Source organism: Pseudomonas neustonica (genome assembly GCF_003797945.1).
GTDB classification, from domain to species: domain Bacteria; phylum Pseudomonadota; class Gammaproteobacteria; order Pseudomonadales; family Pseudomonadaceae; genus Halopseudomonas; species Halopseudomonas neustonica.
Window position 1 is genome coordinate 1 of the sequence record NZ_RKKU01000037.1, and the last position, 23,940, is coordinate 23,940.

22 protein-coding genes are annotated in these 23,940 nt (G+C 54.3%); 4 read left to right on the plus strand and 18 right to left on the minus strand.

Annotation, left to right across the window (positions count from 1 at the left end; translation table 11 throughout):
- Positions 1-203 precede the first annotated feature (203 nt).
- The 4 genes from htpG to EF096_RS18650 form a co-directional block, all read right to left on the minus strand.
- The gene (gene htpG / locus EF096_RS18635; protein WP_123891269.1) at positions 204-2,108 is read right to left on the minus strand and encodes a molecular chaperone HtpG; all 1,905 of its coding nucleotides are present in this window, start codon (positions 2,106-2,108) and stop codon (positions 204-206) included.
- Between the two features lie 119 nt (positions 2,109-2,227).
- A complete protein-coding gene (locus EF096_RS18640) occupies positions 2,228-3,187 on the minus strand; it encodes a hypothetical protein (protein WP_123891270.1) in 960 nt (319 codons plus the stop codon).
- A 26-nt stretch (positions 3,188-3,213) separates the two neighbouring features.
- A complete protein-coding gene (locus tag EF096_RS18645) occupies positions 3,214-3,660 on the minus strand; it encodes a PaaI family thioesterase (protein ID WP_123891271.1) in 447 nt (148 codons plus the stop codon).
- Positions 3,657-4,124: a PaaI family thioesterase gene (locus EF096_RS18650; RefSeq protein WP_123891272.1), complete on the minus strand. Its 468-nt coding sequence runs from the start codon at positions 4,122-4,124 to the stop codon at positions 3,657-3,659. Before EF096_RS18650 ends, EF096_RS18645 begins: the two co-directional genes overlap by 4 nt.
- 155 nt (positions 4,125-4,279) lie before the next feature.
- Here EF096_RS18650 and EF096_RS18655 point away from each other — a divergent pair, with 155 nt between their 5' ends.
- On the plus strand, positions 4,280-4,465 hold the full coding sequence (locus EF096_RS18655; protein ID WP_123891273.1) for a YtxH domain-containing protein: 186 nt from the start codon (positions 4,280-4,282) through the stop codon (positions 4,463-4,465).
- Between the two features lie 54 nt (positions 4,466-4,519).
- Positions 4,520-4,873 (plus strand): hypothetical protein, encoded by a 354-nt coding sequence (locus tag EF096_RS18660; RefSeq protein ID WP_177412373.1) that lies wholly within the window; start codon positions 4,520-4,522, stop codon positions 4,871-4,873.
- A gap of 98 nt (positions 4,874-4,971) precedes the next feature.
- On the opposite strand, the gene EF096_RS18665 is transcribed toward EF096_RS18660, so the two are convergent.
- The 13 genes from EF096_RS18665 to sdhC form a co-directional block, all read right to left on the minus strand.
- On the minus strand, positions 4,972-5,367 hold the full coding sequence (locus EF096_RS18665; protein WP_123891274.1) for an MAPEG family protein: 396 nt from the start codon (positions 5,365-5,367) through the stop codon (positions 4,972-4,974).
- Positions 5,364-6,110, minus strand: coding sequence for a DUF599 domain-containing protein (locus EF096_RS18670; protein ID WP_123891294.1), 747 nt, complete (start codon positions 6,108-6,110; stop codon positions 5,364-5,366). Before EF096_RS18670 ends, EF096_RS18665 begins: the two co-directional genes overlap by 4 nt.
- 85 nt (positions 6,111-6,195) lie before the next feature.
- A complete protein-coding gene (gene brnQ, locus EF096_RS18675) occupies positions 6,196-7,515 on the minus strand; it encodes a branched-chain amino acid transport system II carrier protein (RefSeq protein WP_123891275.1) in 1,320 nt (439 codons plus the stop codon).
- A 70-nt stretch (positions 7,516-7,585) separates the two neighbouring features.
- Positions 7,586-9,382 (minus strand): DUF4153 domain-containing protein, encoded by a 1,797-nt coding sequence (locus tag EF096_RS18680; protein ID WP_158611317.1) that lies wholly within the window; start codon positions 9,380-9,382, stop codon positions 7,586-7,588.
- A 149-nt stretch (positions 9,383-9,531) separates the two neighbouring features.
- The gene (gene sucD, locus EF096_RS18685; protein WP_123891277.1) at positions 9,532-10,413 is read right to left on the minus strand and encodes a succinate--CoA ligase subunit alpha; all 882 of its coding nucleotides are present in this window, start codon (positions 10,411-10,413) and stop codon (positions 9,532-9,534) included.
- Positions 10,413-11,579: an ADP-forming succinate--CoA ligase subunit beta gene (gene sucC / locus EF096_RS18690; RefSeq protein WP_123891278.1), complete on the minus strand. Its 1,167-nt coding sequence runs from the start codon at positions 11,577-11,579 to the stop codon at positions 10,413-10,415. Before sucC ends, sucD begins: the two co-directional genes overlap by 1 nt.
- Before the next feature lie 292 nt (positions 11,580-11,871).
- Positions 11,872-13,308, minus strand: coding sequence for a dihydrolipoyl dehydrogenase (lpdA, locus tag EF096_RS18695; protein WP_123891279.1), 1,437 nt, complete (start codon positions 13,306-13,308; stop codon positions 11,872-11,874).
- 97 nt (positions 13,309-13,405) lie between these two features.
- On the minus strand, positions 13,406-14,632 hold the full coding sequence (gene odhB, locus EF096_RS18700) for a 2-oxoglutarate dehydrogenase complex dihydrolipoyllysine-residue succinyltransferase (RefSeq protein WP_123891280.1): 1,227 nt from the start codon (positions 14,630-14,632) through the stop codon (positions 13,406-13,408).
- Positions 14,633-14,668: 36 nt separating this feature from the next.
- Entirely contained in the window at positions 14,669-17,503 is a 2,835-nt protein-coding gene (locus EF096_RS18705; RefSeq protein WP_123891281.1) for a 2-oxoglutarate dehydrogenase E1 component, read from the minus strand.
- 309 nt (positions 17,504-17,812) lie between these two features.
- The gene (locus tag EF096_RS18710) at positions 17,813-18,517 is read right to left on the minus strand and encodes a succinate dehydrogenase iron-sulfur subunit (RefSeq protein ID WP_123891282.1); all 705 of its coding nucleotides are present in this window, start codon (positions 18,515-18,517) and stop codon (positions 17,813-17,815) included.
- Between the two features lie 11 nt (positions 18,518-18,528).
- Positions 18,529-20,301 carry a succinate dehydrogenase flavoprotein subunit gene (gene sdhA / locus EF096_RS18715; RefSeq protein WP_123891283.1) on the minus strand — a complete coding sequence of 591 codons (1,773 nt, stop codon included), beginning with the start codon at positions 20,299-20,301 and terminating at the stop codon, positions 18,529-18,531.
- The gene (gene sdhD, locus EF096_RS18720) at positions 20,302-20,673 is read right to left on the minus strand and encodes a succinate dehydrogenase, hydrophobic membrane anchor protein (protein WP_123891284.1); all 372 of its coding nucleotides are present in this window, start codon (positions 20,671-20,673) and stop codon (positions 20,302-20,304) included.
- On the minus strand, positions 20,667-21,053 hold the full coding sequence (gene sdhC, locus EF096_RS18725; RefSeq protein ID WP_123891285.1) for a succinate dehydrogenase, cytochrome b556 subunit: 387 nt from the start codon (positions 21,051-21,053) through the stop codon (positions 20,667-20,669). Before sdhC ends, sdhD begins: the two co-directional genes overlap by 7 nt.
- 328 nt (positions 21,054-21,381) lie before the next feature.
- Here sdhC and gltA point away from each other — a divergent pair, with 328 nt between their 5' ends.
- Positions 21,382-22,656 carry a citrate synthase gene (gltA, locus tag EF096_RS18730; protein ID WP_123891286.1) on the plus strand — a complete coding sequence of 425 codons (1,275 nt, stop codon included), beginning with the start codon at positions 21,382-21,384 and terminating at the stop codon, positions 22,654-22,656.
- 108 nt (positions 22,657-22,764) lie between these two features.
- Here gltA and EF096_RS20345 read toward each other — a convergent pair whose 3' ends face one another.
- A complete protein-coding gene (locus tag EF096_RS20345) occupies positions 22,765-22,923 on the minus strand; it encodes a hypothetical protein (protein ID WP_158611318.1) in 159 nt (52 codons plus the stop codon).
- 105 nt (positions 22,924-23,028) lie between these two features.
- On the opposite strand from EF096_RS20345, the gene EF096_RS18735 reads away from it, so the two are divergent.
- Positions 23,029-23,907, plus strand: coding sequence for a LysR family transcriptional regulator (locus tag EF096_RS18735; RefSeq protein ID WP_123891287.1), 879 nt, complete (start codon positions 23,029-23,031; stop codon positions 23,905-23,907).
- The last annotated feature ends 33 nt before the right edge of the window (positions 23,908-23,940 follow it).

Genomic DNA, 23,940 nt, shown 5'->3' on the forward strand with positions numbered 1-23,940 from the left:
CTCGGGCTTCCTCCAGATTCGCAGTCACCCGCGACACCCTTGCCTCTGGCTAACACTTCCCCTTGCCGGGCGTGTAGAGGACTTTCACCTCCAAGTGAGTGCGCCCTGCCGGGCGCACCATAAAAAATGCCTGCATAAGCAGGCATCTTTCGTAACAAGGTCTGTGCGACCGGCAGACCACGTCATGTGATCTGCCTTAGCGCTTAGCTGCTCAGTTCTACCAGCAGCGCATTGAGCCGGCGTACATAAGCGGCCGGGTCCTGCAGCGCCTCGCCTGCAGCCAATGCAGCCTGATCGAACAGGATCTGACTCAGGTCGGCAAAGCGTGCTTCGTCCTGCTCGTTATCCAGCTTATCGAGCAGAGGATGGCTGGTGTTGATTTCCAGAATGGGCTTACTCTCAGGTGCTTTCTGGCCGGTTGCTTCCAGAATCTTGCGCATCTGCAGGCCCATATCGTCTTCATTGATCACCAACACAGCCGGGGAGTCAGTCAGACGGTGAGAAACGCGTACCTCTTGCAGTTCATCTTTCAGCGCCTCTTGAATACGCTTGACCAGATCGGCCTTGGCTTCAGCCTGCTTTTCCTGCGCCTGCTTGTCTTCTTCACCTTCAAGCTTGCCAAGGTCCAGGTCACCACGAGCGATGTCGATGAACTGCTTGCCGTTGTACTCGGTCAGGTGGCTCATCAGCCATTCGTCGATACGGTCGGTCAGCAGCAGAACTTCGATACCCTTCTTACGGAAGATCTCCAGGTGCGGGCTGTTCTTGACCTGGTTGTAGCGCTCGCCAGTGAGGTAATAGATCTTGTCCTGCCCCTCAACCATGCGCTCGATGTAGGTATCCAGGCTAACCACTTCGCTGTCGTCGTTCTGCTGAGTAGACGCGAAGCGCAACAGGCTCGCCACCTTCTCGCGGTTGGCATAATCTTCTGCAGGGCCTTCCTTCAACACACTACCGAACGCCTTCCAGAAGTTGGCGTACTGCTCGGGCTCGTTCTTGGCCAGCTTGCCAAGCATATCGAGTGTGCGCTTGGTCAGGGCGGACTTCATGCTGTCGATAGCCGGATCTTTCTGCAGGATCTCACGCGAAACGTTCAGCGACAGATCGTTGGAGTCGACCACACCCTTGATGAAGCGAAGGTACAAGGGCAGGAACTGCTCGGCGTCGTCCATGATGAATACGCGCTGAACATAGAGTTTCAGACCACGGGGAGCTTCACGCTGGTACAGGTCAAAAGGTGCACGACCAGGCACGTACAACAGGCTGGTGTACTCCAGCTTGCCCTCGACCTTGTTGTGACTCCAGCTCAGCGGATTCTCAAAATCATGCGCTACATGCTTGTAGAACTCTTGGTACTCTTCGTCCTTGACCTCGGTGCGCGGACGAGTCCAGAGTGCACTGGCGCGGTTGACACTTTCCCACTCGGTCTCTGCAGGCTTCTCGGCTTCTTCACCATGGTGCTGTTTGGGCAGCTCAATCGGCAAGGAGATATGGTCGGAGTATTTGGTGACCACATTGCGCAGACGGAAACCGTCAGCAAATTCGGATTCGGCTGGCTTGAGGTGCAGCACGATGCGCGTACCGCGCTCGGGCTTTTCAACCGTGGCGATGCTGAACTCACCTTCACCCGCTGATTCCCAATGCACGCCCTCGGCAGCATCAAGGCCAGCACGACGAGTAAAGACCTCTACCTTGTCGGCCACAATGAACGCGCTGTAAAAACCAACACCGAATTGACCAATCAGACTGGCGTCTTTTTTCTGGTCACCACTGAGTTGTTGCATGAACGCTGCGGTACCGGATTTGGCGATGGTACCCAGGTGGTCAATGACTTCCTGGCGCGACATACCAATACCGTTATCTTCGATGGTCAGCGTATTGGCTTTATCATCAGAGCTGATGCGGATGCGCAGATCAGGCTGATCTTCCAGCAGCTCGGGCTGGGCAATGGCCTCAAAGCGCAGCTTGTCTGAAGCGTCTGACGCATTGGAAACCAGCTCGCGCAGGAAAATTTCCTTGTTCGAGTACATAGAATGGATCATGAGGTGCAGCAGTTGCTTTACCTCAGTCTGAAACCCAAGCGTTTCCTTTTTGCTTTCCACGGTCATGTCGAATTATCTCCATAGCGTTCAGTTGAAACGTGGCCTAAAGAAGCCAGCACATGGAGAGAAAATGGGGACGGTCTGATTTTTTTCAAGGTCCAGCCGACAACGCGGACGCAAATCCCTCAGCGCCTGCGCATCTCAAGTAGCTGGATATCGACCGGATGAAACTGGAAATCGACCTGATTGGCGCCCTGCGGTAGCGAGAGGACGACGCGCTTCTGCGCTGTCACTTCTTTAAGCAAACCCGAGAACACCTTGCCCGAGGTGGTCGAAAGGCGCACCGTTTTCCCTATGTAGGCACGTGGTTCGTCCAGCAAGGCGAGCACACTCACCTCTTGCCACTCCGGCACGAAGACCTCAGGCTCAGGTGCTGCCTCAACAATTGGCGCGACTGTTGCCGACTTACCGAGCCATTGTGGCTGGTCCTGCAACAACACAGTGCCGGTCAGACGAGTCGCATAATCGGCAGGCAAATGCAGGTGCACTGTCATGCGAGTCTGATCGGTGCCTTGAGCAGCCAGGGACAAGCTCATACTGTAGGCACCATCCAGCCGTCGGAGGCCCGGCGGCTCAAGCGCGCCCGTATACCACTGCAGCACGATTTCAGGCCAGGGCCCCGGGTCACCGGGCAAGAGGTCAATCGCCGTACCTTGAAGTAGGGATTCAGCACGATCAAACTTGATCACCAACGAACGACGGATGCGCTCCCCCACCTTTTCCGTAAAGATCAGATGCTTACCTTGCCAACGCACGTCATTAGGTGCAAAAGGCTGCTCCATCAGCATGCCACTCAACGCACTCTCAGCGGGCTGTTCGGCCCAGCGGCCAGATATCAATTGCTCAAATTGCTGTGGTCGCTGCTGAGACATTAAGGCCAGCCCGCCCAGAGCGATCACCATGCCCATAAGCAATAATGCGCGAGCAGGACGTGAATAACCCTTGCCGCGCATAAACAGCGTTAGCACCGGGGCAATCAGCGCAACCACAAAGAGTCCAACCGACAACCGCCGGCTAGCAACAGCCAACCAGACCCAGGCGCAGAGACACGCAACCAAGCCACTCAATATCAACAGGCTTTCCATGTCTTCTTGCTACTCCCATCAGAATGCTAATCGAGCTTGAAATGTGCTCTTGCGGTGGCGATCGGCTCTTTCGAACGCGTCTGCCAGGCGGTGATGGCAACATTGCCTACCCGCCGCCCCTGCCGCCAAACCTGACAGGTCGCGTAAGTGTCACGGTACAACCCGGCACGCAGGTAATCCACCGAGAAGTCGATGATTTTGGGAAATACCGCACTGTTCATGAAAATCATCAGATGCAGCATCGCAGACTGTTCCATAAAACCGGCAATTACCCCGCCATGCAACGCTGGCAGTACCGGGTTACCAATATTGTCTTCTGACTTGGGCAGACTGAATACCGCTTCATCCCCCAGACGAGTGACCTGCATGCCGATCATGCTGGCATAGGGAATCAGTTTTACCAAAGGACTGTAATCACCCGTTTGATGTGAGCTGGCAACTACTTGCTGAACTTCAATTTCATTAAGGCTCATACACTCGCCCCCTCACCGTTTCCATCCAACGCCTTTGGCTCGGCCCCTTTGCCCATGCGCATAAAGGTGCCTACCACATGTGCTATGGGCTGTTCCTTGTCGTCCTGATAGGCGACGCCACGGGTAAAAATAACGGTGGGCGTAACCCGATAGCACTCCGCAAAACCATAAATAGCCTTGCCGGGTTCAGCAGGACGCATATAGTCAATACGCAGGTCCAGAGTGGGGCAGATCTCAAAACTGGGTAGGTAGCAAACGGTAGAGATACCGCAACAGGTATCCATCAGGGTGGTAATGGCACCGCCGTGTATCAACCCGGTAACCGGGTTTCCGACTATCTTTTCGCTGTAGGGCAGCTTTATCACCAGCCCTTGCTCATCCGCTTGCTCAATGGTGAGACCCAGGTGCTGACAATGCCGTAACACCGACAGAAAATTGTGCGCTCGCTCTTGAATACTACTCATATCTCATTCCGGTTCCAGCTGTGCCAGGGGCAACATAAGCTGATCATACTACCCAGATCACAGTTTTGACTCCAGAAAGCATAGCCAACGGAACTTAGCGCACGTATCACGGCCTATATTGCTGACACTTAATATCATCACCATGGAGAATTACGATGAAAAAATTAGCCTTTGCAGCTATCTTAATGGCGGGTTTGGGTCTTCTGGCCGGTTGTCAGGATGAACCCGAAGACAAGATGGAGAACGCCGCCGATTCGATGTCTGACGCCGTCGATAGTATGGGCGATGCAGCAGAAGAAACCGGTGATGCCATCGAGCAAAAAGCCCAAGAAGCGCAGTAACACCTATAACAAGCACGTAAAGATGAACCTGTTTTCATCTTCAAGGAGATCTAGATGAAAAAATTGTTTGCAGCTGCGATGTTGGTCAGTGCGGTCGGCTTGGTTGCCGGCTGTCAGGACGAGCCAGAAGACAAGATGGACCGCGCGCAGGAAAACGTTTCCGAAGCGGTTGAGAGCATGGGTGACGCCGCTGAAGAGACTGGCGATGCGGTAGAGCAGAAAGCCCGTGAAGCCACCGGTAACGAAAAAACCACCGGTGAAGTCATCGAAGACAAGATGGACGCCGCTGGCGAGAACATCGAAGAAGCTTACGATGCCTCAGCTGACTACGTGGAAGACAAGGGCGAAGCAGTGAAAGACGCTGCGGTAGAGTCCAAGGAATCCATGGAACGTGCTGTAGAAGAGTAAGTACATGAGGGCATGCTTCGGCATGCCCTTATTCTATCCCCCTCGTAACACCAGCATCGCCCTTCCCCTCGACCTCTCCTTGTGTCGTGAGCGTGCCCTCAGCGCATAGCAGGCAACAGCAACATAACCAGACAGCTGATAAAGCCAACACCCCACACCAGGCTGCGCAGCGTCGCGCGATCCGCCAGATATAACAAGGTGTAAAGGATCCGTGCAACGATGAACATACCGGCCAACACGTTAGCCAGTGTGCCTATGGTGCCCGTCACCTGGACCACCAACACAGCAGCAGCAAACAGCGGGAAAGCCTCAAACATGTTGGCGTGCGCCGCCATCGCTCGGGCTCCCCAGCCCGTGAGCGCGTTTTGCTGCGCTCGTGGATGCGAGTTGTCATAGCCCTTCTCGCCGCTACGCGCCATTGCTACAACGACGGGCGCCTTGGTCAACACCAGCATTAACGCGGCACAAAACAAACACCATAGTGGAAAGCTCATTCAATCTTCTCCTGAGGAGTGGGCGGCGCAATCGGAGCCGGGCTGAACATCATGATATCCAACACATCTGAATGAAACTCTCGCCGATAAAGAACCCATACAACACCCGCTGTGGTGATAATGAACAGCAACGGGTTGATAAACCAGGTCAGCGTGCCCAAAGCAAAATAATAGGCTCTCAAGCCAAGGTTAAATTCATTACCCGCTAAGGAAATAACCCGCGCCATTCGATCAGCGTATGCCTTTTTCTCTGCCTCGGTCACATTCTTCTCACCTAGCAGGGGTGCCGAGCCCAGCAACACGGACGCAAAATTGTACTGCCGCATCCCCCACGAGAAAGTAAAAAACGCGTAAACAAAAATCGCCATCAGCACCAGTAGCTTGAGTTCGGAAATCTCACGACTCACCGGCGCGACAAAAGGAAGTTCGTGCAGCAGGTTCTGAGCGCGGTCGGTAGCCCCCAGGACCGTAATCAAACCGGCGAGAATGAGCAGCGTACTGGAGGCAAAAAACGACGTATTACGCTCCAGGTTGCCGATCACGCTGGCGTCCGACATGCGCTGCTCGCGCAACAGCAGACGATTCATCCAGTCCCGCCGATAGAGGTGCAGCACACTAGCCAGACACGCGGTATCACGCCCCTTGTGCTGGGCATAATAGGTGTAACCAACCCAGCACAGCAGAAACCAGCTAATGGCAAATAAATTGATCCAAAGACTACCTGCGTCTGGTATCGACGGCATTGATGGCATTAACACTCCCTGCGATTGCTCGAAATAGATTGCACTACATTATCAACACAAGCGCGGGCTGTGCCGCTCGCGCGGGTTAATCGGCCTGGGTAACCAAGCGGCCCAAACGCAGATATTCAATAAGTATAGCCAGCAATAGCGTAACCAAAACGGGTATTAGCCAACCCAGACTTTGGCCCGCCAAGGGCAATATATCCAGCCAGGTACCCTCTGCCGGGATAAAACCTGCCGCCTTGAGCCCATCAATCACACCAAATACAAGCGTTACCAGCATCACCGGTCGCATAATATTTTGCGGTCTGGCCAACCGCTGCCCCAACAGGCTAAGACAAACCAACACAATCGCTAGCGGATACAAGCCTACCAGCACCGGAATGGACACTTTGATAAGCGAATCCAGACCCTGGTTAGCAACCAGCATGCTGAAAACCCCAAACGCCCAAACCACCTGTGCGTAACTGAACGGTAATAGCTTGCTGAAAAACTCGCCACAGGCCGTAAGTAGGCCCACTGCGGTGGTCATACAGGCAAGAATAATCACCACTGCCAGCAACAGGCTGCCAGCGGTGCCAAAGCGAAACTGCACATAAGCGGACAGTATTTCACCACCGTTAGCATCAGCGCCCACCAGCGCTGAACTGGTAGAGCCAAGGTAAAACAGCGCGAAATAGACTAACGATAACCCCATTGCCGCCACCAACGCAGCCATAACCGTGTAACGGGTAATCAGACGTTCAGTACCTACGCCGCGGTCACGGATGGCAGTAGTAATAACGATGCCGTAGACCAAAGCGCCCAGCGTATCCATGGTTAGATAGCCTTGTAGAAAGCCTTTGACCAAAGCGCCTTCTTTATAATCTGGCGCGACACTGGCCATTTCACCGGCCGGAAAGAAAGTCGCTGCGGCGCCAAGCAATACCAGGCCAATCAATAGTATTGGCGTAATATATTTACCCACTCGATCGACCAACTGTCCCGGCTTCAATGCGAGAAAGATGACCGCAGCGAAATACAACGTGCTGTATCCCAACAACGCTTGCCAGCTGTCCTGCACAAAGGGAACCACGCCGAGCTCGTAAGACACCACAGCAGTGCGCGGGGTGGCAAACAGCGGACCTATGGCCAGATACACAGCAACACTGAGCAGCAGGCCTGGCCAATACCCCAGGGGCGAGGTCAACTCTGCGAGGCCACCGCCTACGCGGGCCAGTGCAATCAGCGTAAGCAGCGGAAGTCCTACCGCGGTCAGCAAAAAGCCAATAGCCGTCGGTAACATCTGCTCGCCGGCTGCCAGCCCGGCACTGGGTGGAAAAATAACGTTACCCGCACCGAGAAATAACGCGAAGGTCATAAAGCCTAACGCCAACACGTCGAGTGGTCTAAGAGTCTTTGTCATCAGTTATCAGTTATCAGTTGGCAGAACGAGTCAAGCAACCCTGCTCCTCGCACGCGTTAATAGAACCTGGCTAATTGCAACTATCCTGCATCCAGGTCGTAGTAGGTATTCTTACGCCGTTCACCATAAGGTCACGCTGCTGTTTAGGCTGCACATCCACCTGCCCCTTGGTCACCGCATCGAAAAGTGCCTGGGCGCCATTCTCAAGCCGACAGCCCACCGCATCAAGATCAATACGTCCGGCCGTATCCCATTGGCCTTGAGCATCCTGCCGCCATAAAACCCCCATAGGATAATCAACATCGGATCGCCTGCTTAATATTACGTACTCATCCGGACCGTCTGAGCGCAGCCTGACCTTCCAGATCAGGCAAGCATTAACATCCGCTAAATCAGCAGAACAGTTCGCCAGAAGCGTGAGCTTGGCCAGCTCCTCGTGTAAACCCGACGGCAGGCTAACGCCAACAGGAAATGTCGGCAAGCCAGCAAGCACATCACTGACATCGATCTTGGTGATATTGGAGCCCGCCAGCCGCTCACGCGCCAACAGCGCACGCCGGGCAACATCGCTCCCCTCCTCACCATCTTGCTTGGCCAGCTGCAATAACGCCTCGGTTCCAAAGCGCCCGCCGTCCCGAGCCAAAAAGCCAATCACTGCAAGATCGTCAGTCGCCGGATCCTGTTGTAGCCGAGCCATTTGGCTATCCACACTCAGACGGCGAGGATCCAGAGGGCCCGCCAGCATCAGCAGGATGCCCAGCACCACTAGAATCGCAGCAGAAGCATTAGTCGATGCCATACAAGACCGAGCAGCACCAAGCACCTGTAGCACCGCGTGTAGAAGATAACCCAGCACCATGAGCACCAACACAAGATTGACGAAGGCTGCCCATATCCTTGCTGGCGTCAGACCATACTGCTCAATGCGCAATCCAAGCGCATAGGCCGCTACTAGTGTCATCGGCACCAGCGCAAGGGTGCCCAGCAAGGCAACCCAGCGCAGCCAGAAGGCATTGCGAACGGTTGGTAAGCCACCCTGCGTGGCCATATTAAGCAACAGTAAACTCAGGGTGGAAAACCAGAGCAGCAAGTTTGCTGCGTGCCCCGTAGCCAATAACGTTGCCAACCCTTGTGCTAACCAGCTAAGCACAAAGCCTACCGCCAGCACAGCCGCCATGGGATAGAGCCAACTGCACAGAAGACCTACCCGCTCAGACAGATAATCTGCAACATTGTGGTTACGCACTGCCAAGGATACGCCGTGAGAAAATACCAAAACACTTAGCGGAATTGAAAACCAGCTGCACTCAATCAGATCCTGCACGAACGAAAGATCAATCAATTGAAACAAGGCAGCAGCGGTTGCCAATAACGCCCAAAACAAGCCAAGTACCAAGGCAGCCTGTAGCAAAAGCTGCCCATTCTGATGCAAGGAGCGCATCCAGCGCGGATAATTGACTCGATACGACTGGCAGAGAGCCAACGCTGGCACCAGAAGAAATAAACCAATGCCCAAGATAAAGGCTGGCAGTAAATAGTCCTGCACATGGGAAGGTGACCAATCAGATGCCAGAACGGAGCCATCCGAGGGCACACCACTCACAGTCACACCCTGATAAAAGCCAATACAAACTGCAAGAAAGGCGACGGCAAAACTAATCAGCCAGCGCCGTACGGTGACTGCGGTATTTGCGCAATAGAATGCGAAGGGAAAGAACAACATCAGCATAAACAGCGGGATAAAAGCAGCTGCGTGAGTTGCTGGCCATACGCCCTGATCAGCTGCTTCATATAAGCCGTAGGCCAATATTGCCTGAAAGCTGCCTACCATCAGATGCAAGCTATTGATGCGATCAAAACCCGGCATAGTATCGTCCCTGTGTTTTAAACCACTGTTATCGCTACGCGACTGCTGTTGCGTAGCCATCTAGTCATGACTGAGGTTGAAAAGCGGTTGTTACAAAAACAAAACCCCGCCTTGGCGGGGTTTGTTCAACATCTGATCAGATCAGGTGTTTATTTCATTGCCCAACCGGTCAGCTCGGACAGAGCTTTACCGATGTCAGCCAGTGAACGCACAGTTTTAACACCAGCATCTTCCAGCGCGGCAAACTTCTCGTCGGCAGTACCCTTGCCGCCAGAGATGATCGCACCAGCGTGACCCATACGCTTGCCTGCCGGAGCAGTAACACCAGCGATGTAAGACACAACAGGCTTGCTCACGTTAGCCTTGATATAGGCCGCCGCTTCTTCTTCTGCGCTGCCGCCGATCTCACCGATCATAACGATGGCTTCAGTAGCAGGATCCTTCTCGAACATTTCCAGAATGTCGATAAAGTTGGAGCCTGGGATCGGATCACCACCGATACCAACGCAAGAAGACTGACCAAAACCAGCGTCAGTGGTCTGCTTGACCGCTTCATAAGTCAGGGTGCCGGAACGGGAAACAATACCGACCTTGCCTGGCAAGTGAATGTGGCCGGGCATGATGCCGATCTTGCACTCACCGGGGGTGATAACACCAGGGCAGTTAGGCCCAATCAGGCGCACACCCAGCTCGTCGCAACGAACCTTGGCTTCCAGCATATCCAGGGTAGGAATGCCTTCAGTGATGCAGACGATCAGTTTGATACCGGCGTTAGCGGCTTCCAGGATGGAATCCTTACAGAACGGCGCAGGTACGTAGATCACGCTGGCATCAGCGTCGGTAGCTTCAACAGCTTCGCGTACGGTGTTGAAAACCGGCAGGTTCAGGTGAGTAGTGCCACCTTTACCCGGTGTAACACCGCCGACCATCTTGGTGCCGTAAGCGATAGCTTGTTCGGAGTGCATGGTGCCCTGCGAGCCGGTGAAGCCCTGGCAGATTACCTTGGTGTCTTTGTTGATCAGGATGCTCATTATTTACCCTCCGCGGCCTTGACGACTTGCTGGGCAGCGTCGGTCAGACTGGTTGCAGCGATGATGTTCAGGCCACTTTCGGCCAGTACCTTGGCGCCAAGATCGGCGTTGTTGCCTTCAAGGCGAACGACCACAGGGACTTTAACGCCCACTTCCTTCACCGCACCGATGATGCCTTCGGCAATCATGTCGCAGCGAACAATACCACCGAAGATGTTAACCAGAACTGCAGCGACGTTGGAGTCGGACAGAATGATCTTGAAGGCTTCGGTAACGCGCTCTTTGGTCGCGCCGCCGCCTACATCCAGGAAGTTGGCAGGCTTGCCGCCATTCAGGTTGACGATGTCCATGGTACCCATGGCCAGGCCAGCACCGTTGACCATGCAGCCGATGTTACCTTCCAGGGCAACGTAGTTCAGTTCGAACTTGGCAGCGTGGGCTTCGCGTGGATCATCCTGTGACGGATCGTGCATGGCGCGCAGCTTAGGCTGGCGATACATGGCGTTGCCGTCGATATTGATCTTGGCATCCAGGCAATGCAGGTTGCCGTCTTCCTTGATGACCAGCGGGTTGATTTCCAACAGCGCCAGATCGTAGTCGGCAAACAACTTGCCCAAACCAACAAAAATGTTGGTGAACTGCTTGATCTGATCACCCTTCAAACCCAGCTGGAATGCCAGGTCACGGCCTTGATAAGGCTGTGGGCCAACCAGCGGATCGATGGTCGCCTTGAGGATCTTCTCGGGAGTTTCCTCAGCAACCTTCTCGATTTCAACACCACCTTCGGTGGATGCCATGAAAACGATACGGCGAGTAGAGCGATCAACTACCGCACCCAGGTACAGTTCCTGAGCGATATCAGTGCATGACTCAACCAGAATCTTGCTGACCGGCTGACCACTGGCGTCAGTTTGATAGGTAACCAAGCGCTGGCCCAGCCACTTCTCGGCAAAGGCTTTGGCTTCTTCTTTGCTCTTGACCAGCTTTACACCACCAGCCTTACCGCGACCACCAGCGTGAACCTGTGCTTTGACGACCCACATGTCGCCGCCGATCTTGTCGCAAGCGTCTGCTGCGTCTTCCGGAGTGTCAACAGCATAGCCCTTGGATACTGGAAGACCGTATTCAGCGAACAGCTGCTTCCCCTGATATTCGTGAAGATTCATGCTTATCTACCGTTTTGATCGTGTAGGAATTACTTTCTAGCCGCCACTCTTCGAGTTGCCGCCACCAATGCCGCCGTGCCGGAAGCCTGTCAGCCCGAACACGGTAAACACTGCATGCCATTACGGGGTTACATTTTGTAACCAGCAGTGCAGCTGTGCTTCGGGTGAACCTGTTTCCAACCAGACTGGCTGACCACCTCGTTGTGGCCTGACCGATCACTCAGCCAAAATTATTTCTCTGCGCAAAAGACCCGGCAGTCAGTCCAGAACCACCAGGTCAGTTACGGCTATATTAACGCTTCTTGCGGTTTGCAACATGAATGGCGTGGCCATTCACGGCCAATGCGGCTTCATGCAGCGCTTCAGACAGCGTTGGGTGCGAGAACACCATCATGCCCAGATCTTCGGCACTGGTGCCGAATTCCATAGCGATAGCGCCCTGCTGTACCAGTTCTGCGGCACTTGGCCCAATAACATGAACACCGAGCACGCGGTCGGTCTTGGCATCAGCGATCATCTTGACCATGCCGCCAGCATCATTACCGGCAACCGCGCGACCATTGGCTGCGAACGGGAAGACACCCACGTTGAACTCAACACCTTCAGCCTTGAGCTGCTTCTCATTCTTACCGACCCATGCGATTTCCGGATGGGTATAGATGACAGAAGGAACCAGGTCGTAGTTCATGGCGGCCTTGTGGCCGGCAATACGCTCGGCAACCATCACACCCTCTTCTGAGGACTTGTGGGCCAGCATAGGACCGCGAACCATATCGCCGACTGCGTAGACACCAGGCACGCTAGTAGCGCAATAGTCGTCAACAAAGACCATGCCGCGCTCGTCCAGATCAATACCGCAATCGGATGCGAGCAAGTTTTCGGTGTAGGGACGACGACCGACTGCAACAATCAGCTTGTCAAATGTCAGCTGTTGCTCACCCTCGGAATCGGAGAACGACACCACGACCTGCTTACGCTTGATCTCAGTACCGGTAACCCGCGCACCAAGACGAACCTGCAAGCCCTGCTTGGTAAAGGTCTTCATCGCTTCCTTGGCAATCTGCTCATCAGCCAGGCCAAGGAAAGTATCCAGTGCTTCAAATACAACAACTTCAGAACCCAGGCGGCGCCATACCGAACCCAGCTCCAGACCAATCACGCCAGCGCCAATCACGCCGAGCTTCTTGGGTACCGAGGTGAACTCCAAAGCGCCGGTCGAATCGACGATAGTATCGTCAGTCAGCGGTGCTGGTGGAATCTCGATAGGCACGGAGCCAGACGCCAAGATCACATTTTCTGCATCGATAATCGAAGTCGTGCCATCCGGTGCCGTTACTTCAACTTTTTTACCAGCCAGCAGCTTGCCATGGCCTTCAATGCTGGTTACGCCGTTAGCCTTGAACAGGGTGGAAACGCCACCGGTGAACTGCTTGACGATTTTATCCTTGCGATCGATCATCGCCGGCACATCCATGCTGATGCCCTTGACATCAATACCATGGATCTTGAAACCGTCTTTGGCTTCGTGATACTTCCACGAGCTGTCCAGCAGCGCCTTTGACGGGATACAACCGACGTTCAAGCAGGTACCGCCAAGCGCCGACTTACCGTCTTTGCCCACGTACTTTTCGATACAAGCGGTTTTCAAACCCAGCTGAGCGGCGCGGATAGCGGCAACATAACCGCCGGGGCCAGCACCAATAACGACCACATCGTATTTCTGACTCATAACAAAATCCTCTATTGGCAGCAATAATCCGAAGACTGCTCAGCTTAAAACCCGGCTGAGCAGCGCGTACTTTTGCCGCTGAAAGCGTGCAGCCTTATCAGACTTCCAGAATCAGACGTGCCGGATCTTCCAGCAAGTCCTTGATAGCAACCAGGAAGCTGACCGCTTCCTTACCATCGATAAGGCGGTGATCGTAGGACAGTGCCAGATACATCATAGGCAACACGACCACCTGGCCATTTTCAGCCATAGGACGTTCCTGGATCTTGTGCATACCCAGAATCGCCGCTTGTGGGGGATTGACGATAGGAGAAGACAACAGTGAACCGAAAACACCACCATTGGAAATGGTGAAAGTACCGCCGGTCATTTCTTCCATGGTCAGCTTGCCGTCACGTGCCTTACGGCCGTAATCAGCAATGGTGCCTTCAATCTGGGCCAGCCCCATGTGCTCGGTGTTGCGCAAAATCGGCACAACCAGACCACGATCGCTGGATACAGCGACGCCGATATCCTGATAACCGTGATAGACAACATCATTGCCATCGATGGAAGCATTAACCGCAGGATAACGCTTGAGTGCTTCGGTAGCCGCTTTAACGAAGAAAGACATGAAGCCCAAACGAACACCGTCATGCTTCTTCTCAAACAGATCCTTGTACTTTTTGCGCAGATCCATGATCGGCTTCATGTTGACTTCGTTATAAGTCGTCAACATCGCCATGCTGGATTGAGCATCAACCAGACGCTCGGCGATGCGTGCGCGCAAGCGAGTCATGGGTACACGTTTTTCTACACGGTCACCTTCGGGCGTCGCAACAGCCGCGGCCGGTGCTGCAGCAGCCTTGGCAGCAGGCGCGGCAGGTGCATTTTTCTTGGCTTCGATGGCGTTCAACACATCTTCCTTGGTGACGCGTCCGCCTTTGCCGGTACCAGCAATGTCAGAAGCAGCCAGACCGTTTTCCTCAGCCAGCTTGCGTGCAGCCGGAGACAGCATGGGCTCTTCACCGGACTCTTGCGCCGCAGGTGCCGACTCAGCTTTGCTTTCAGCAGGCTTGTCTGCAGCTGGAGCAGCCGCAGCTGCTTCGCCATCTTTCAGCGTACCCAGCACTTCGCCACTGAGTACGGTTTCGCCTTCAGGCTTGGCAATATCGCCCATTACACCGTCAGCTTCAGCCAGGACTTCCATCACCACCTTGTCAGTTTCGATGTCGACGATCAGTTCATCACGCTTTACCGCATCACCCGGTTGTTTGTGCCAAGTAGCGACTGTGCCATCAGCAACCGATTCCGGAAAAGTAGGGGCTTTGATTTCAATAGCCATTGTGGATCCTTATAAATTCTCTGTTGTCGCCTTAGCTCAGGCAGTAAAAGCGTCTTGCAGGAGCTTTTCCTGCTGTTCGGCATGCATAGAAGGATGGCCGCAGGCCGGCGCGGCAGAAGCCTCTCGTCCAGCGTAGTCCAGATACAGATTTTTGGTCTTGTGGTCGTTCAGAACCCGACGCATATGGTGCTGGCTGCAGTACCACGCACCCTGGTTCATGGGCTCTTCCTGACACCAGACCACTTTTTTCAGGTTCTTATAGGGCGCTAGCACGTCGCCGAGGTCGTCTTCCGGGAAAGGATAGAGCTGCTCAATACGCACGATCGCGATATTGTCCAGCTCTTCCTTGCGACGCTTCTCAAGCAGGTCGTAGTAAACCTTGCCGCTACACATAACCACACGATCAACCTTTTTCGGATCAATCGCGTCAACTTCCGGGATAACCGTCTGGAATGAACCATCGGACAGTTCTTCCAGGGTAGAAGTTGCGAGTTTGTGACGCAGCAATGACTTGGGGGTCAACGCGATCAATGGCTTGCGCAGCGGGCGAATAACCTGACGGCGCAGCATGTGGTAAACCTGAGCAGGCGTAGAAGGTACACACACCTGAATATTGTGCTCCGCCGACAGCTGCAGGAAGCGCTCCAAACGAGCTGAAGAATGCTCTGGGCCCTGACCTTCGTAGCCATGCGGCAACAGCATGGTCAAACCACACAGACGCCCCCACTTGTTCTCACCGCTAGTGATGAACTGGTCTACAACCACCTGTGCGCCGTTGAAAAAGTCGCCAAACTGGGCTTCCCATACCACCAACGCGTTAGGTGTTGTGGTTGCATAACCATATTCAAAGGCCAGCACGGCTTCTTCTGACAACAAGGAGTCGTAAATATCGAAACGAGGTTGGCTATCGCTAAGCTTGCGTAGCGGAACATAGGCACGACCGTCATTCTGGCTATGCAGCACCGCATGCCGGTGGGAGAAGGTGCCACGGCCAACGTCCTGACCCGAGATCCGGATCGGGTGACCCTCATGCAACAGCGTTGCGTAGGCCATGGTCTCGGCAAAACCCCAGTTAAGGGCTAGCGCACCGGCGGCCATTTTACGGCGATCTTCAACGATCTTGTTAACCTGACGTTGCAGTACCAACCCATCAGGCAGGTCGGTCAGCTTATTGGCCAGCTCCTGCAGGGTCTTAAGGTCAAAGCTGGTGTCGTGACGCGCAGTCCATTTGTGATTCAGGTAAGGCGACCAGTCAACAAAAGAGCTGCTATCAGGCTCTTTGACCAGGCTCTTAACCACGTGATCACCGTTATCCAGCGCGTTACGGTACTCCTCAAAGTACTCCTGAACGTCGTCCTTGGTCAGCACGCCCTCGCCTACCAGACGATCGGCATAGATATCACGCGTCGTGGCATGTTTGGTGATGATGTCGTACATCAACGGCTGAGTGCCGGACGGCTCGTCAGCTTCGTTGTGGCCACGACGACGGTAACAAACCAGATCGATCACGATGTCACGCTTGAACTGCATGCGGTAGTCGACCGCCAGCTGGGTGACAAACAACACCGCTTCCGGATCATCGCCATTAACGTGAAAGATCGGCGCCTGAATCATCTTGGCGACGTCGGTACAATACTCGGTGGAGCGCGCATCGTCCTGACGGCTAGTGGTAAAACCAACCTGGTTGTTGATGACAATGTGGATGGTGCCGCCCGTCTTGTAAGCACGGGTCTGCGACATCTGGAAGGTTTCCATGACTACGCCCTGCCCGGCGAAAGCAGCGTCACCATGGATACTGATGGGCAGCACTTTGTCACCCGCCGCGTCCAGACGACGATCCTGACGAGCGCGTACGGAACCTTCAACCACCGGAGACACAATTTCCAGGTGAGAAGGGTTAAACGCAAGCGCCAAATGCACCTCGCCACCGGAGGTCATCACGTTGGAAGAAAAACCCTGGTGATACTTGACGTCACCGGAGCCCATGTCGACTTTCTTCTTACCTTCAAACTCGTCAAACAGCTCGCGCGGGTTCTTGCCGAGCGTATTGACCAACACGTTCAAGCGGCCACGGTGAGCCATGCCTAGAACAATTTCCTGAGTGCCGTAGGAGCCTGAGCGCTGAATGATCTCGTCCAGCATTGGGATCAGGCTTTCACCGCCCTCAACGCCAAAACGCTTGGTGCCCGGATACTTGGTACCCAGATATTTTTCCAGACCTTCTGCAGCAGTCAAACGCTCCAGCAAGTGGCGCTTGGTATCTGCGCCCAATTGCGGACGTCCGCGCACACTTTCCATACGTTGCTGAAACCAGCGACGCTGGCTGGAATCAACGATATGCATGTACTCGGCGCCGAAGGTTGAACAGTATGTCTGCTGCAATCCTTCAATGGTGTCGCGCAGGCTCGCCTCAGCGGTGCCGAACTGCAGCTCGCCGGTACGAAATACGGTGTCGAGATCGGCTTCGGTAAGATCGTAATCAGACAGCGTAAGGTCAGCGATCTCCTCCCGCTTCCACAGGCCCAACGGATCGAGTTTGGCAGCTTGATGGCCGCGCATACGATAGGAATGGATCAGACGAAGAACATCGACCTGTTTTTTCTCGTGCTCGGTACTGACCTGGCCAGCAGTTGCCTGAGGGCGGCGATTCCCTTTGGACAGCAGGAGAAAATGGTCGCGAATAGCGGAATGAGGAACATCTGATCCGGCATGGCCGTTTATCTGAGGCAGCTTTTGGAAATAGCTGCGCCATTCTTCGGCAACACTGTTCGGATCTTGCAGGTAGAGCTCATAAAGCTCTTCAACATAGGATGCATTCCCACCGGAGATGTGAGACGTGCTCCACAGCTGCTGCATTTCGCTGTCTGGCATGCTTGGTCACCCTTATATCGGGGACACCATCTGGCGCAAAGACCATTAATTGGCAAGTGTAGCTCTGCCATCCGCACAGAATATGTTTGCTGGTCTAGGAGCAGTGTCGCTGCTTCCTACCTTGCTGAACCATATCCCGTCATCGCGGAAAATTGCCGGCCCCGACAGATAGTTCGGGTGTTACCCGATTGCCCCTGTTGGTTTAGGTACATACAAACCGCGGCTTTTTGAGCTAGCGGCCCGTCTTAAAACTGACCGACTCCTTATAGCAGGAGCCGGCTCAGTCCAACTTAATGCAATTACAGCCGATCAGGTACCGCTCTGCAGCAACATGTTGCGGATATGCCCGATAGCCCGAGTAGGGTTAAGACCCTTTGGACAGACATTGACGCAATTCATGATGCCGCGGCAGCGGAATACGCTGAACGGATCATCCAGTGAAGCCAGACGCTCATCGGTCTTCTCGTCACGGCTATCCGCCAGAAAGCGGTAGGCCTGCAACAAACCAGCGGGGCCGATAAACTTATCCGGATTCCACCAGAAAGAGGGGCAAGACGTGGAGCAGCAAGCACAGAGAATACACTCGTACAGGCCATCCAGCTTCTCGCGCTCTTCAGGCGACTGCAGGCGCTCAATCGCTGGCGCCGGCGTATCGTTCTGCAAATACGGCTGAACTTTTTCGTACTGCTTGTAGAAGATGCTCATATCTACAACCAAGTCACGAATTACTGGCAAACCAGGCAAAGGACGCAAAACCAGCTTGTTGTTTTTCACAACAGAAGACAGCGGCGTGATGCAGGCCAGACCATTTTTACCGTTGATATTCATACCATCAGAGCCGCAAACACCTTCGCGGCAGGAGCGACGGTATGACATCGCCACGTCCTGCTCTTTCACCAGGGCCAATACGTCCAGGACCATGATGTCCTTGCCGCCGGTATCCACCTGAAAGTCCTGCATGAACGGAGCGCTGTCGGTTTCGGGGTTATAGCGATAAACACTTACTTGCAACATATCGGTCACCCTTAGTAGGTACGCACTTTAGGTTCGAAGGTCGGCACTGTTTTCGGCGAGAAGTTGACTGCCCGCTTCTCCAGTTTCTTGGTTTCAGGCATGTACAGGCTGTGGCACAACCAGTTCACGTCATCACGATCTTCGTAGTCTTCACGCGCATGAGCACCGCGGCTTTCAGTGCGGGCTTCTGCAGCAATGGCAGTGGCTTCAGCCACTTCAAGCAGGTTTTGCAGCTCCAGAGCTTCGATACGCGCAGTGTTAAATGCTTGGCTCTTATCGTCGATCTTGGCGTTGCTGATGCGCTCGCGCAGATCAGCCAGCTGAGTGATACCTTTCTGCATGAACTCACCGGTGCGGAATACACCGAAGTAGTTCTGCATGCAGTTCTGCAGCTCTTTGCGCAGCGGCGCAACATCTTCGCCAGTAGTCCGCTCGTTCAGAGCAGCAAGGCGAGACAGAGACGCTTCAATATCAGATGCAGACGCATCGCGGTATTCAACACCGTCTTTCAACGCGCTTTCCAGGTGCAGGCCAGCAGCGCGGCCGAATACGACCAAGTCTAGCAGAGAGTTGCCGCCCAGGCGGTTCGCACCGTGTACCGACACGCACGCCACTTCACCTACGGCAAACAGACCATCAACGATCTTGTCGTTACCAGCCGCATCGCGGGTAATGGCCTGACCATGAATATTGGTAGCCACACCACCCATCATGTAGTGACAGGTTGGTACAACAGGAATCGGCGCTACGACTGGATCAACGTGAGCAAAGGTCTTGGACAGCTCACAGATACCTGGCAGGCGACTGTGCAGGACTTCCTCGCCCAGGTGATCAAGCTTGAGCATCACGTGATCGCCATCCGGGCCGCAACCGTTACCGGCCAGAATTTCCTTGACCATAGAGCGAGCAACAACGTCACGACCAGCAAGGTCTTTCGCGTTGGGCGCATAACGCTCCATGAAACGCTCGCCATCCTTGTTGATCAGATAACCACCCTCACCACGGCAACCTTCAGTCACCAGGGTACCCGCGCCGGCAATACCGGTCGGGTGGAACTGCCACATTTCGATATCTTGCACCGGAACGCCAGCACGCAGCGCCATACCAATACCGTCACCGGTGTTGATCAGTGCGTTGGTAGTAGAAGCGTAGATACGGCCAGCACCACCGGTCGCCAGCACAGTCGCCTTGGAACGGATGTAGACGGTTTCGCCGGTTTCGATGCAGATTGCAATAACACCAACAATGGCGCCGTCCTGGTTTTTGACCAGATCAACGGCATACCACTCGTTCAGGAAGGTGGTGTTGTGTTTAACGTTGTTTTGATAAAGCGTGTGCAGCAGCGCGTGACCAGTACGGTCAGCAGCAGCGCAGGTACGAGCAGCCTGGGTAGGGTTATCAGGGCCCTTGGACTGACCGCCGAAAGGACGCTGGTAGATGCGACCCTGCTCGGTACGAGAGAAAGGCAGACCCATATGCTCAAGTTCAAACACTGCTTCCGGGCCAACAGAACACATGTACTCGATAGCGTCCTGGTCACCGATATAATCAGAACCTTTGACGGTATCGTACATGTGCCAGCGCCAATCATCGTTCGGATCAGCGGAGGCGATGGCGCAGGTGATGCCACCTTGCGCAGACACAGTGTGCGAGCGAGTCGGAAACACTTTAGTTACAACGGCGGTCTTGTGACCACCCTGGGCTAGCTGCAGCGCAGCGCGCATGCCAGCACCACCACCACCTATGATGATGGCGTCAAAAGTCAAAGTACGCATGGTAGACATTTATTGGATACCCCACAGGATCTGCACGCCCCAGACAAAAAATACAAACATGGCAAGACCGCAGACCGCCTGGAACAGGAAGCGGACAACAGTGGCAGATTTGCCTAAAGCCATGGGAGTCAGGTAGTCGGTTGAAATGGTCCACATACCCACCCAGGCGTGCACACTCAGGGCAACCAGCGTTAGCAGGCTAAAAATACGCATCCAGTTCTGATTGAACAAACCCTGCCAATCAGCATAGGTCAAACCCGGATGAGTAATCAGGTAGCCAAGCAGGAACAACACATACGCGGCCAACAGGACGGCAGAAACGCGCTGCGCCATCCAGTCATACAGACCGCTGCGAGACAGATTGGTGACATTGGTTACCATATCCACACCCCCAGAAGAGCAATCAGAATGACAGAAATGACAAGAACTGCCTGTGAGCCACGCTTGCCACTTTCAAGGCCTTCACCCACGCCAGCATCCATTACCAGGTGGCGCACGCCGGCGACCAGGTGGTAAAGCAATGCAGCGAGAATACCCCACACGACCAATTTGGCCAGAGGATGCTGAAGGCAGCTTTGAACCTGTTCAAATCCGCTTTCTGAACTCAGCGAGGTGTCCAGCATCCACAACAGAATGGCGATGGACACGAACAGGATGACGCCAGAAATGCGATGCAGAATTGACGTATAGGCTGTGACAGGAAGTTTAATTGTCCTGAGATCTAGGTTGACGGGTCTTTTGCTATTCACGGCTATATTCACACTCATGGCCCTGTGGGCAGGGCTGGATTATAGGAAGGTGCGTAACCCTTTACTGCAGCCCCGGCGAGGGGCCCTGTGAGTCACTTTGCCGGTCAAGGAGTATAGAGACTTGGACCATTGATTACAATGCAACAACGTATTGCAAGACGCTCTGGACCGAGCAGCACCAGCTTTACCGAAGCACATTCACAAACCCAATAAAAGCTTTTAATTAGGCTCATTTCCTTTCACTATCGGTACAATTGACAAACCAATTTATCACCTTATAGTGATGCGGGCCCTGCGTGGGGGGTCACCTTTTTCGATACAGCAAAACAGGAGGCCATCAATGGCTGACAAAAAAGCGCAATTGATCATCGAGGGCGCTGCCCCCATTGACCTACCGGTCTATTCAGGGACCATGGGTCCTGATGTTGTGGACGTTCGCGGCCTGACTGCAGAGGGCGTGTTCACGTTTGACCCCGGCTTCATGGCCACATCGTCTTGTGAATCCAAGATTACCTACATTGATGGCGAGAAAGGCGTACTGCTACATCGCGGCTACCCCATTGATCAGCTTGCGGAAAAAGCCGACTTCCTGGAAACCTGCTTTCTGCTACTGAAAGGCGAACTCCCCACCGACGAAGAAAAAGCCAAGTTCGACAGCACCATCAAGAATCACACTATGGTGCACGAGCAACTCAAGACATTTTTCAACGGCTTCCGTCGCGACGCACACCCGATGGCCATTATGTGTGGCGTAGTTGGTGCATTGTCTGCGTTCTATCACGACTCACTGGACATCAATGATGCCAACCATCGTGAAATCTCAGCCATTCGCCTGATTGCCAAAATGCCAACACTGGCCGCCATGGTGTACAAATACTCCATGGGTCAGCCCATGATGTACCCGCGAAATGAACTGAGCTACTCGGAAAACTTCCTGCACATGATGTTCAACACCCCTTGTGAGGAGAAGCCGATCAGCCCGGTACTGGCCAAGGCTATGGACCGTATTTTCGTGCTGCACGCCGACCACGAACAGAACGCGTCTACCTCTACCGTCCGCCTGGCAGGCTCTTCTGGAGCCAATCCATTCGCCTGTATCGCAGCCGGCATCGCCGCCCTGTGGGGACCCGCACATGGCGGTGCAAACGAAGCCGTACTGCGTATGCTGGACGAAATTGGCGATGTTTCCAACATTGAGAAGTTTGTCGCCAAGGCCAAGGACAAAGACGACCCGTTCAAGCTGATGGGCTTTGGTCACCGCGTCTACAAAAACTTTGACCCGCGCGCCAAGGTCATGAAAGAGACCTGCGACGAGGTACTGGCTGAACTGGGCATCAACGACCCGCAACTGGAACTGGCTATGAAGCTGGAAGAGATTGCGCGTAACGACCCCTACTTCAAGGAACGCAATCTGTATCCGAACGTTGATTTCTACTCCGGTATTATTCTGAAAGCGATCGGCATTCCGACCGAGATGTTCACGGTCATCTTCGCCACAGGCCGCACGCCAGGCTGGATTGCACACTGGAACGAGATGATCAGCGGCCCATACAAAATCGGCCGCCCACGCCAGCTGTATACCGGCCCGACCCAGCGCGATTACCCCTCCAAGTAAATCGTCGCACGTCAGTGAAAAACCCGCTTCGGCGGGTTTTTTGTTGCTCAAATTAGTATCTTGACGGGCTGTGCGCCCTCCAGCAAAGGCCACAGCTCTCACCTGCTCTTAAACCTGCTTGAAGTAGCCATACAGCTTTCGCGCCCATCGCGCTATGGCGCGAAACAACCAAAAAGGCGGCATCGCCGGCATATAAAACTCATGCGCCGAGCGCTGCAATGGCGCCTCTCGCTTCTGAGCTTCAGTCTTTTCATCGGCTTTCATCATTCAGGTCTCCTCTAAAGTGGGCCATCACCTTCGCGCAGCCGACTTGTTCAATCCAGCGAATTTAAATAACATCCACTTTCAATTTTATTGAACGGAAAAGACCCAATGACCGACTTAGCAAAGGGCGCAGCAATGCCGCTACTGGAACTGGACGTGCTGCGCAGCTTCATTGCTATCGCCGAGACCGGAAGCTTTACCCGCGCTGCGACTCAGGTGCACCGCACGCCCTCTGCTATCAGCATGCAGATAAAACGTCTGGAAGAACTACTCGGTTACCAACTGCTGCTGCGCGCACCCCGACGCGCCCTGGTCACCACTGAAGGTGAGGCACTGCTCGGCTTTGCTCGGCGAATGCTAAACCTCAATGAGCAAGCGTTGAGTCAGTTCTACCACCCCGAACTCACCGGGCGCGTTCGTCTTGGCACCTCTGATGATGTGGGCACACGCATTCTGCCTGCCGTCTTGAGCAGTTTTGCGCGCACTTATCCGGGCGTACAAGTTGATGTAGTGGTAGGGCGCAGTGTTGATATGCTGGAGCAGGTAACTCGTTCCGAGCTGGACCTGGCGTTGATTACATCGGGCGGGCACTCAGCGAGCGGCAACGTAGTGTATACCGAGCAACTGGTCTGGGCGGAATGCGGTGGTGGCCTAGCAGTCACTCGCAGACCTTTACCACTGTCTCTGGCCGGATCAGGTTGCGTATGGCGAGAGGCCGCACTAGCGGCGCTTGATCGCGCCAACATGGCCTACCGAATTGCTTACGTCAGCGAACATTGCACCGGCCAGCAAGCTGCGATGCTGGCCGATCTAGCGGTGGCGCCTTTCCCCCGTGGACTGATAAAAAAACCACTCAAGATCGTGGACGATGAAACTGGACTACCTCCACTAGGGAGCTATCAGATATTGCTGGAGCGGGGCAGCAGCAGCGGCCCATTAGTCGACGCCCTGCAGAGCTTTATATGTCAAACATTCGACACGTTATGACCCCATTGCGAAAGTCGTAACAACCAACCAGCC

Coding starts and splice junctions, on each gene's coding strand:
- htpG (WP_123891269.1), bottom strand. CDS start 2,108: ATGACCGTGGAAAGCAAAAAGGAAACGCTTGGGTTTCAGACTGAGGTA.
- EF096_RS18640 (WP_123891270.1), bottom strand. CDS start 3,187: ATGGAAAGCCTGTTGATATTGAGTGGCTTGGTTGCGTGTCTCTGCGCC.
- EF096_RS18645 (WP_123891271.1), bottom strand. CDS start 3,660: ATGAGCCTTAATGAAATTGAAGTTCAGCAAGTAGTTGCCAGCTCACAT.
- EF096_RS18650 (WP_123891272.1), bottom strand. CDS start 4,124: ATGAGTAGTATTCAAGAGCGAGCGCACAATTTTCTGTCGGTGTTACGG.
- EF096_RS18655 (WP_123891273.1), top strand. CDS start 4,280: ATGAAAAAATTAGCCTTTGCAGCTATCTTAATGGCGGGTTTGGGTCTT.
- EF096_RS18660 (WP_177412373.1), top strand. CDS start 4,520: ATGAAAAAATTGTTTGCAGCTGCGATGTTGGTCAGTGCGGTCGGCTTG.
- EF096_RS18665 (WP_123891274.1), bottom strand. CDS start 5,367: ATGAGCTTTCCACTATGGTGTTTGTTTTGTGCCGCGTTAATGCTGGTG.
- EF096_RS18670 (WP_123891294.1), bottom strand. CDS start 6,110: ATGCCGTCGATACCAGACGCAGGTAGTCTTTGGATCAATTTATTTGCC.
- brnQ (WP_123891275.1), bottom strand. CDS start 7,515: ATGACAAAGACTCTTAGACCACTCGACGTGTTGGCGTTAGGCTTTATG.
- EF096_RS18680 (WP_158611317.1), bottom strand. CDS start 9,382: ATGCCGGGTTTTGATCGCATCAATAGCTTGCATCTGATGGTAGGCAGC.
- sucD (WP_123891277.1), bottom strand. CDS start 10,413: ATGAGCATCCTGATCAACAAAGACACCAAGGTAATCTGCCAGGGCTTC.
- sucC (WP_123891278.1), bottom strand. CDS start 11,579: ATGAATCTTCACGAATATCAGGGGAAGCAGCTGTTCGCTGAATACGGT.
- lpdA (WP_123891279.1), bottom strand. CDS start 13,308: ATGAGTCAGAAATACGATGTGGTCGTTATTGGTGCTGGCCCCGGCGGT.
- odhB (WP_123891280.1), bottom strand. CDS start 14,632: ATGGCTATTGAAATCAAAGCCCCTACTTTTCCGGAATCGGTTGCTGAT.
- EF096_RS18705 (WP_123891281.1), bottom strand. CDS start 17,503: ATGCCAGACAGCGAAATGCAGCAGCTGTGGAGCACGTCTCACATCTCC.
- EF096_RS18710 (WP_123891282.1), bottom strand. CDS start 18,517: ATGTTGCAAGTAAGTGTTTATCGCTATAACCCCGAAACCGACAGCGCT.
- sdhA (WP_123891283.1), bottom strand. CDS start 20,301: ATGTCTACCATGCGTACTTTGACTTTTGACGCCATCATCATAGGTGGT.
- sdhD (WP_123891284.1), bottom strand. CDS start 20,673: ATGGTAACCAATGTCACCAATCTGTCTCGCAGCGGTCTGTATGACTGG.
- gltA (WP_123891286.1), top strand. CDS start 21,382: ATGGCTGACAAAAAAGCGCAATTGATCATCGAGGGCGCTGCCCCCATT.
- EF096_RS20345 (WP_158611318.1), bottom strand. CDS start 22,923: ATGATGAAAGCCGATGAAAAGACTGAAGCTCAGAAGCGAGAGGCGCCA.
- EF096_RS18735 (WP_123891287.1), top strand. CDS start 23,029: ATGACCGACTTAGCAAAGGGCGCAGCAATGCCGCTACTGGAACTGGAC.